The sequence below is a fragment of the Mesonia phycicola genome (genome assembly GCF_900141885.1).
In the GTDB taxonomy this organism is placed as follows: domain Bacteria; phylum Bacteroidota; class Bacteroidia; order Flavobacteriales; family Flavobacteriaceae; genus Mesonia; species Mesonia phycicola.
In genome coordinates this window covers 1-8,256 of record NZ_FQYY01000015.1, presented here as the reverse complement: position 1 = coordinate 8,256, position 8,256 = coordinate 1, and the positions used below count along the sequence as shown (strand labels likewise).

The 8,256-nt window shown below is 28.5% G+C and carries 7 protein-coding genes; 6 read left to right on the top strand and 1 reads right to left on the bottom strand.

What is annotated here, in order from left to right; genetic code table 11:
• Nucleotides 1-558 precede the first annotated feature (558 nt).
• The gene (locus tag BUC03_RS15215; protein ID WP_159432724.1) at nucleotides 559-711 is read right to left on the bottom strand and encodes a hypothetical protein; all 153 of its coding nucleotides are present in this window, start codon (nucleotides 709-711) and stop codon (nucleotides 559-561) included.
• Nucleotides 712-826: 115 nt separating this feature from the next.
• Between BUC03_RS15215 and BUC03_RS14465 the strand changes: the two genes are divergently transcribed.
• From BUC03_RS14465 to BUC03_RS14440, 6 genes are all read left to right on the top strand, one after another.
• Nucleotides 827-1,801, top strand: a complete 975-nt coding sequence (locus BUC03_RS14465) for a hypothetical protein (RefSeq protein WP_073153692.1) — start codon at nucleotides 827-829, stop codon at nucleotides 1,799-1,801.
• A 46-nt stretch (nucleotides 1,802-1,847) separates the two neighbouring features.
• The gene (locus BUC03_RS15320) at nucleotides 1,848-2,510 is read left to right on the top strand and encodes a hypothetical protein (RefSeq protein ID WP_200799150.1); all 663 of its coding nucleotides are present in this window, start codon (nucleotides 1,848-1,850) and stop codon (nucleotides 2,508-2,510) included.
• Between the two features lie 155 nt (nucleotides 2,511-2,665).
• Nucleotides 2,666-4,621 carry a hypothetical protein gene (locus tag BUC03_RS14455; protein WP_073153686.1) on the top strand — a complete coding sequence of 652 codons (1,956 nt, stop codon included), beginning with the start codon at nucleotides 2,666-2,668 and terminating at the stop codon, nucleotides 4,619-4,621.
• Nucleotides 4,614-6,326 carry a hypothetical protein gene (locus BUC03_RS14450; RefSeq protein ID WP_073153684.1) on the top strand — a complete coding sequence of 571 codons (1,713 nt, stop codon included), beginning with the start codon at nucleotides 4,614-4,616 and terminating at the stop codon, nucleotides 6,324-6,326. Before BUC03_RS14455 ends, BUC03_RS14450 begins: the two co-directional genes overlap by 8 nt.
• A 154-nt stretch (nucleotides 6,327-6,480) precedes the next feature.
• Nucleotides 6,481-7,071 (top strand): hypothetical protein, encoded by a 591-nt coding sequence (locus tag BUC03_RS14445; RefSeq protein ID WP_073153681.1) that lies wholly within the window; start codon nucleotides 6,481-6,483, stop codon nucleotides 7,069-7,071.
• Complete coding sequence (locus BUC03_RS14440; RefSeq protein ID WP_073153678.1) at nucleotides 7,058-8,125, top strand: DUF262 domain-containing protein; 1,068 nt, start codon at nucleotides 7,058-7,060, stop codon at nucleotides 8,123-8,125. Before BUC03_RS14445 ends, BUC03_RS14440 begins: the two co-directional genes overlap by 14 nt.
• Nucleotides 8,126-8,256: the final 131 nt, after the last annotated feature.

Here is an 8,256-nt window from a genome sequence, read left to right as displayed (position 1 = left end):
CCGATTAATTGAACTTGATTTTTGATCGTACTCATAACATTAAAATTTAGATTCTACCATTAGTGTAGAAAGGTTAAACATTGATTTACTTATTATATCTGAAGCGTTTTCCTTTTTGATTTTTACTTCGCTTCCGATTTTGTTGTTTTGAAATGATTTCATAATGATATTTTTTTGATTTACTTCCCATAGAGCTGTGAGCTGTTCCCTTTTTTGATGCTGATACGTTTTCAGGAATTGGAGTTAGGGAAGATGTATAAAAAGGAAGAATGACTGGCTTATGCCATCTGGACTAACTTCCAATTACTGGTATTTTGCATAGTAAAAAAGGGAGGGACAGTGAGCAGCCGCGAAGTCAACAAAAACCATTGAAATTGATAAACAACCGGAAGCGAAGTAAATGGAAGTATGACTCTCCTATGAAAGTTTATTTGATGGAATCTTTACAAGAAAGAATTCTCAGTCTGTAATAAGCCTTTCCTGAAGAATTTGAGAGTTAATTTATTTTGTACTATTTTAGTATTTAGAAAGCTAAATTTGGTAGTCAAAATGTCTAAATTAGTGTCTTAGTTTTAAAATATATTTTATTAAATACTGGTTTACAGTTAGTTGAGGTGCAATTATAAATTCTGCCACCCCGACAAAAGCCAGTAAATAAATATTTACTGGCTTTTTTACTTTTGAGTATTTTCTTTTCTTTTCTTTTTTCATTTTTATTCTTCCCTTAATAACAGTAATCAAAAAGTTGGGTTATCCTGTTTTATTTATACATAAACAGTTATATTTGTTTGGATATAACACGTTGCCACACATTTGAACCAAACCTATGAACAGTAAATTTCTGCTAACATTTTTCACACTTATTTCGGGACTTTCTGTTTTCGGACAGTTTAGTCGTGAAAATATTTCGACAGATTCATCCGACATCGAAATTATCAGAAATTCTGTTTATCACGTTTACGAAGAAAGTTATAAAAACAAAGATTCTGTTTGGTACAGCGTGCATTACATAAAAGACACGACAAGATTAAACACAGAAGGTTGGAAAAGAAAAAATGGAAAGCACCTTGGAATTTGGAAAGAATATAATTTCGACAAACAATTATTGTTTACACGTGATTATGATAATGCAATATGCGAGGTAAACAGACAATTATTTCCTCACCACGAAATACTTGAACGAATGAAAAAAAAAGCGGACAGCTTGATTATTTCTAACTATAGTCAAGAGTTTTTCGATAGCCAAGTTCGTTTCAATTTTAATTGTTATGCTTATGACAATGATGGTTATGTTGGTAGTTGGACAGAACCAATGAAAAGAAAACCAACTGAATTTCTTTTTCGGTATCAAGTACGACTTAAAAACTCGGATTGGCAAAGTGAAATGATTGGAATTAGTCTTGACGAAAATGGAAATTATATTCCAAGTCATGATAGATTTAACAACAATGGATTCGAAAAATTAAACTCTGAAAACAGAACTTTTGAAATTGACAAAACAAAGGCTATTTCAATTGCAAAAGAACACGGGCTAAAAGGAAAAAATATTTCAGAATTCTTAAAATGGGAAAGATTTAATAAAGCGACTTTTTACGATGGGCAGTTTAAATATTATATCGCTGAATTAATAGACCAAATAGATGAAATAAAAAAAGAAGGACGCTCAAGAATTACCTATAAGTTCAATGTTTACTCATTTAATCCTTGGACAGGTAAATTTTTGGGAAAGAAGAAAATGAAACAAATAAAAGAATGGGGGAAAAATAGCGGATTTACATCTGACTTATTACCTGATGAATAAAATTAAAAACGTGTGGCAACAACGTATAATTCCAACTAAGGTTTAGTTGTGTCCTGCGGACACAGACGCAAAAGCGTCAAAGTTAGCTCTTTTTACTATCTTTACTACTAACCTTCCCTTAGCTGGAAAATTATACAAAACCGTTAGCCTACATTTGAAAATGAAAGATTCCCACGAATATTTAGAAGAAAATTTAAGATCCATCATTCAATCTGGATCATTACAGAATATTAATCTTTATCAGGTCAATGATACTTTTTTTGAACTACCAGATGAAGGTTTTTGGATTATAGATGCTGGAATTGAATTAAAATTTTCTTCTGGAGTTATTTCGGCAGCTTGGAGTACCGAACTTGAATCTTATGTGATAGAAAATAATAGTTTGAAAGATATTTACGAACAAGATAATATGTATCAAATTGATAATAATCATATTTCTGAATTAAAAAATTTTATTGGACTTAACGTAATTGATGTCAGTTTTAAGAGTTTGAATTTTGAGTATATAGTTGACTATACAATGCGGACAGAGAAGGAAAAAAGAATTGTAGAAATGGTTTTAGAGTTTCAAAATAAATCAAAAATCCAAATCGCATTTATAGACTATTTACTTGAAGAAAATTGTCCACCAAAAGATTTTTCATTTGATATTGCAACTGAATTGTTAGTATCATCTAAAAAAGTTATAGAAATAAAAAACGTAGGCTAACACCGGCTATAAGCCATAGCTACTGCTTGCCTATCCGGAAAATCCTACGGATTTTCCTACCGTTCATTCTTTTTTGGTAACTTAGTCGCAAAACAACGCTACGGCGCATAGCCATAACCGTTGGCGGTAATGTAAAACCAACCTCAAATTAAAAAGTGAATACTGAATTTATGGACAAAATAATAAGCTCGTTTATCGATTCAGTTATCGAACAGAAAAAACTACAATTTTCAAAAAATGAGACTGATTTTGACAACTTATTATTTGAAAAAAATATTCTTAAAATAGAAAATGATAAAATATCAATAATTGATTATCACTTAATTTCTTCACAATTCCTTGATAAATACATTGAAAAATTTGACTTTAAAATTAGTAAAGAGTTTCAGGTAAATGTTGACTTTATAAATAAGATTAAGAAAGATTTCTTAACTAATGGCTACGTTCACGACTACCACATATTGGAAAAGGAAATTTGGAAATTAGTTACAAAAGAATCAAATTCTAAATTTAACTGCTCTTTCAATGATTACCTCAGTTCTGTAAGTTTAGACAAGAAACCAGAAGGATTATTTAGTTTTATTGATGCATATTCAAACTTGTTACCAGAATTAGACTTAACAGATGTAATAATATTTGATAACGCACTTATCCTAACAGAAATAACTAAAAGTGATGCACAATATAATATTCCCTTAGGTAATGTTTTAAATGGCATTAAGAATAAGTGTAAATCCAACTATGATTTAGGTTTAGAATTATTAAAAAAATCATTTTCCGTAAATGAGGAGAAAGAAAGTATAATATCTGCAATTGTCTCTGGACTTTATGAAAATAAAAAAATTGAATTCTATGATTCAATCTTAAAAGATTTAATACAAAAGGGAAACAAACTCAACTCTATTTTCTTTGGGCTATCAAATGTTTCTAAAATTGAAATTACCGAATGTGATTTATATATAGAAATTATAAAGAAATATATTAAAAAGGATTCATTAGTTATTTCAATACTATCACTTATATTTTCAATTCTAAAATCCAATAATACAAAATATCACAAGTTTTGTTTTAAAGAATTAGAATCAGCTATCGAAAACGAAAAAACAGCTTACTACATTTTAAATAATTTAGACCAGCTAAACAATTATAGTCAACAGAAAACGAAAATTGTTATTAAATTAATAAACCAGAATTACTTTTCAATTGATAAATATATAAACCCAATCAACAATGTCTTTTGGCACTTGAAAGAATTTGAATCTTTCAAAAAGATTGTATTAAGTATAATTGAGAATAAACCTTTTGAAAATTTTATTAAAAGTTTCCAATCGTATTTACACACAGTCGATAAAATTGAATTAGACAAATTTACCATAGAACTTTTAACAGATAACCAAGCGAGTAAAAGAAACATTGGTATTGACATTTTTAATCAACTATCAAGTTACAGTCCTTATAAATTCACATTTAACATTCTAGAATTATCTCATATTTTACAATATAAATTATGGATGTCTCTAACACAAGATTTCCACGAACCAAAAAATAGACTTGTTGCTTTACTTCCCTTGATTGATTCAAATAGTGATTTAATAAAAGAAAGCTTTATATGTAAGTTAGAAGAAATTTCAGAAGATTATGGAGGTCACGTTACCAATGTAATAGACAATAATCTTGATAAGGATATTCCAGAATATACAAATGTAATTGAAAGAGTAAAAAATTACATTGAAGATTATTATGCAAAAAATATTGACTTGAAAAATTCTGTTCCGGAACTAAATCCATATCACACTCATTATAAATTCATAAAAGCATTTGACGAATCGTTCTCTAAAAATATGAGTAAATCTGTAGGTAAAGGTGCTAGAGAAAATAGTCTTCTCTCAATATTAGGAACTAGTACTGTGCAATTATCTAAAGGTGGAGGTTGGCGTTTTGGAGCAAAAAAAGAAATTTCACAACTCGGTAAAGTTGGAACCAGTTTTACAATGCCTAGAGGTTATTTTATTAATCCTAACAAATTTGAACTTGAAAAAGGTTTTTTAGTTAGACAAGACTGGAAAGATGAAGAATTTCTAGAAATTAAAACCTTTCTTGAAGATGAATAGCAATAGTATAATAGTTCGTGAATATCTAGCTTCATTAAAAGAAGATTCAGAATTAGATTATTTATTTCCGATTCTTTTAAATCTTATGGGTTTTAGAATTGTGCAAACAGCAAAAGAATCAAAAGGTCAATCACAATATGGTAAAGATATTATTGCTGTCGGTAGAGATAAAAATGGAATCAAACATAAATGGTATTTTGAATTAAAAGGTTATTCTGACAAAGACATAACTCAATCTAATTATTCAAAAGCAGATGGAATAAGAGAGTCAATAATTGAAGCAAAAGATACTTTCTTCAGAGATTCAACTATTCCTGGTTTTAATGAATTACCTACAAAAATAGTGGTAGTACATAATGGTGTTTTAAAAACCAATATCAGAGATACTTTTGAAGGTTTTATATCTAGAGAATTTAAAGATGATGAGTTTGAGCGTTGGGACATTTACTATTTAACAGATATTTTTAGTCAATATCTATTTAATGAATATTTACTGTCAGATGATGCTAGCAATAGGCTATTAAAAAAGACTTTAGCCTTTTTAGATTCACCAGACAATGAATATTTAGAATTTAAAGAATTAGTTACAATTCAATTCAGCAAGATCGAAAACATAAAAAGTAGAGCGTTTAAAAAACTATTCGCCACATTAAATCTACTTAACTCAATTGTCTTTCATTACAGTAAAGAAAACAACTATTTAGTACCTGCAAAAGAATGTTCTAAATTTTTAATTCTAAAAACTTGGCATTGGATATTAGAAAACAATTTACAAGGCAAGAAACCTGTCGTAAAAGGATTTAAGAAGTTACTTAAAGGTCAGTTCGAAATATTTGACAAATATTTTCAGAAAACATTCGCCATTGCCAAAATTGAAAATGGATTGTTTTCTGAATATGGTGCTTTCTATGAAAAAATCGGATACCCTTTAAGATGTTTTGAGTACCTAGATGACATAATTTATTATTGCCGTTTAAGAAATACAGTTTACAATTCTAATAAGATAGAACGGATTAAAAACAAACAAAAGGACTTAATTATTGAATTAATCGAGAATAATAATGGTTTTAGTCGTCCTGTTTTTGACAACCACTCAATACCAATAATTCAATTGTTTTTGTTTTTTTCTGACAAAGACTGTTTAAGACAAAAAGACGTTGAGTTTTTGTTTGGCTTTTTCCAACTTACAATATCCAATCTTAGAATTGAAAAAATAAGACATAATAGGCAACCTGAATTACACAATAACATTGACCCGATAATTGAATGTTTTGCCACAGGAATTAAACCAGAAGAATATTGTGATAGTTCTTCTATCTTAATTGCAATCCTACTAGAAATTTGTCTAGTATTCGATAATGAGAGCCTGTTTAAAGAAATCCTATCATTTATTGATAATGATTTAAGTTTACAGATAGTTTCTATTGATTCTGTTAAATTTAATGTTGAGCAACTACTATTTGAAAAAAACTTACACAACGAATATTATGTTGACTGCATAGAAAGAGTTCAAAATGGCTTGAAACTCTTAAAAAATGAGGCTGATTTTAAAGAATTTAAAATATCAGTTTTAGAAAAAAAAGAAATACCAAATCAGTATGAAACAGATAGTCTAGGACTTTCCTGTATAAGATATTTAGCGCATAGTTATTTTAAAAATGAAATATTACCTGAGGAATGGAGAGAATTAATAGACGAGAAATAAACACTACCGCCAACAACGTATAATTCCAACTAAGGTTTGATTGTGTCCTGCGGACACAGACGCAAAAGCGTCAAAGTTGGTTCTTTTTATTATCTTTACTCTTAACCTTCCCTTAGCTGGGAAATTATACAAAACCGTTGTGCATAATTAAAAAATGAACAAAGAGAATTTAATCCAAATATTGAACACTAAATCTGAATTAGATATTTATTATGAATATTTATTGGGACAAGATGTCTGGTATTTTAAAAACAATGGAGATGATTTTAGTTCTGACTATGACTCATTTAAAAAATTTATCTCAAGAAAATTAAATATTCCTTTTAACAATATTTCAATTGTTGGAAGTGCTAAAACTCGTTTCAGTTTTTCGCCAACAAAGAATTTATCTGAATTTCACGAGGATTCAGACTTTGACTTAATAATAGTTTCAAGAAAACTGTTTTATGAAATATGGTCTGCTTACAGAGAAGTATCACAAGGTCAATATCTTGAAAGTTATATCCAAAAATGTGGAAATATATTTGGTGGTTTTATAAGTATTCGTGACGATGATAAAACATATGGAAATCAAACTCTAGAGAATTGGCAAAAAAAAGTACTTTCTTTTAAAGCTGAACTGCAATTGACATTTAATATACAACACGATGTTAATTATAGAATTTATTCGGACTGGGAATCAGTAGAGGAATACCATTTAAAAGGAATAACAAAATTAAAAAACATAATAAATGAAATTAATTGAACAAATAGATATTCAACCTCAAACAGCTAAATGGCTTTATGATTTAAGTCAAAAAGGTTTATTGGAAGTTGATAATTCATTCCAAAGAAATTATGTTTGGACAGAAAAAAATCAAATCCAATTAATTGAATCAATACTAATTGGTTATCCTATACCAGAAATTTATTTGTGGAACACCGGAACAGATGAAGATACAGGAGACACTAAATATTCAATAATTGATGGTCAGCAAAGATGTGGTGCTGTTTTTCAATACATTGCAAATAATTACAAATTAAAAGCATCAAGTTTAGACCCAAATAATCCAAAAAAAGGAGTAATTCAAGACAGATTATTTAAAGATTTAGAAGCTGATGATAAAAAAGCAATTTGGTCTTATCTTTTTTCAATTAGACTGGTAAGAAGTCAAGTAGAAAGAATTTCCATCGTTAATATGTTCTTGAGATTAAACAGTAATAATATGACATTGAATCCTCAAGAATTGCGAAATGCAGAATTTGAAGGAGAATTTATGTTACTATCATCTAAACTTGCTGAACTCGACTTTTGGGAAGAAAATAAAATTTTTGGAGTTGCAGACAGACGAAGAATGAGAGACGTTTCCTTTGTAAGTATTTTATTGGTATTTCTTAAAAAAGGAATTGAAGAAGATATAAGCAACACTAACTTAAATCAAATATATGATTTATATAATGATGACTATCAAGATAAGGAAACAGATGAAATTAAATTTAAAGAAATTTTAAGTGTAATAAACGCGATTATAGATAATAATAATGAACGAATTAAAATACTAAAAAGGCAAGTTCATTTTTACACTCTTTTTACTGTTGTTTTTGATATTTTGAATAATCAAGATAATTTGACCGATAACCAAATTTCAAATTACAGAAATTTTATAGACAATTATGATAATGATGCACTATTGGAACAATATTATCCAGAACAATTATCTGAAATATATCATTATAAATCATTAGTTAAAGAAGGTACTAGACAAAAATCAAATAGATTCGACAGACATAGACATTTAAAGAAAATAATGAACAAATAACTATGCACAACACTGTATATAATTTATTGCTAGTTCTAGCCTACTTACGAAAATCCTCGCGGATTTTCTATTCGGTTTTTATTTGCTAAATTACGTGCTAAACCACGCAACAAACCATATACAAACACGTT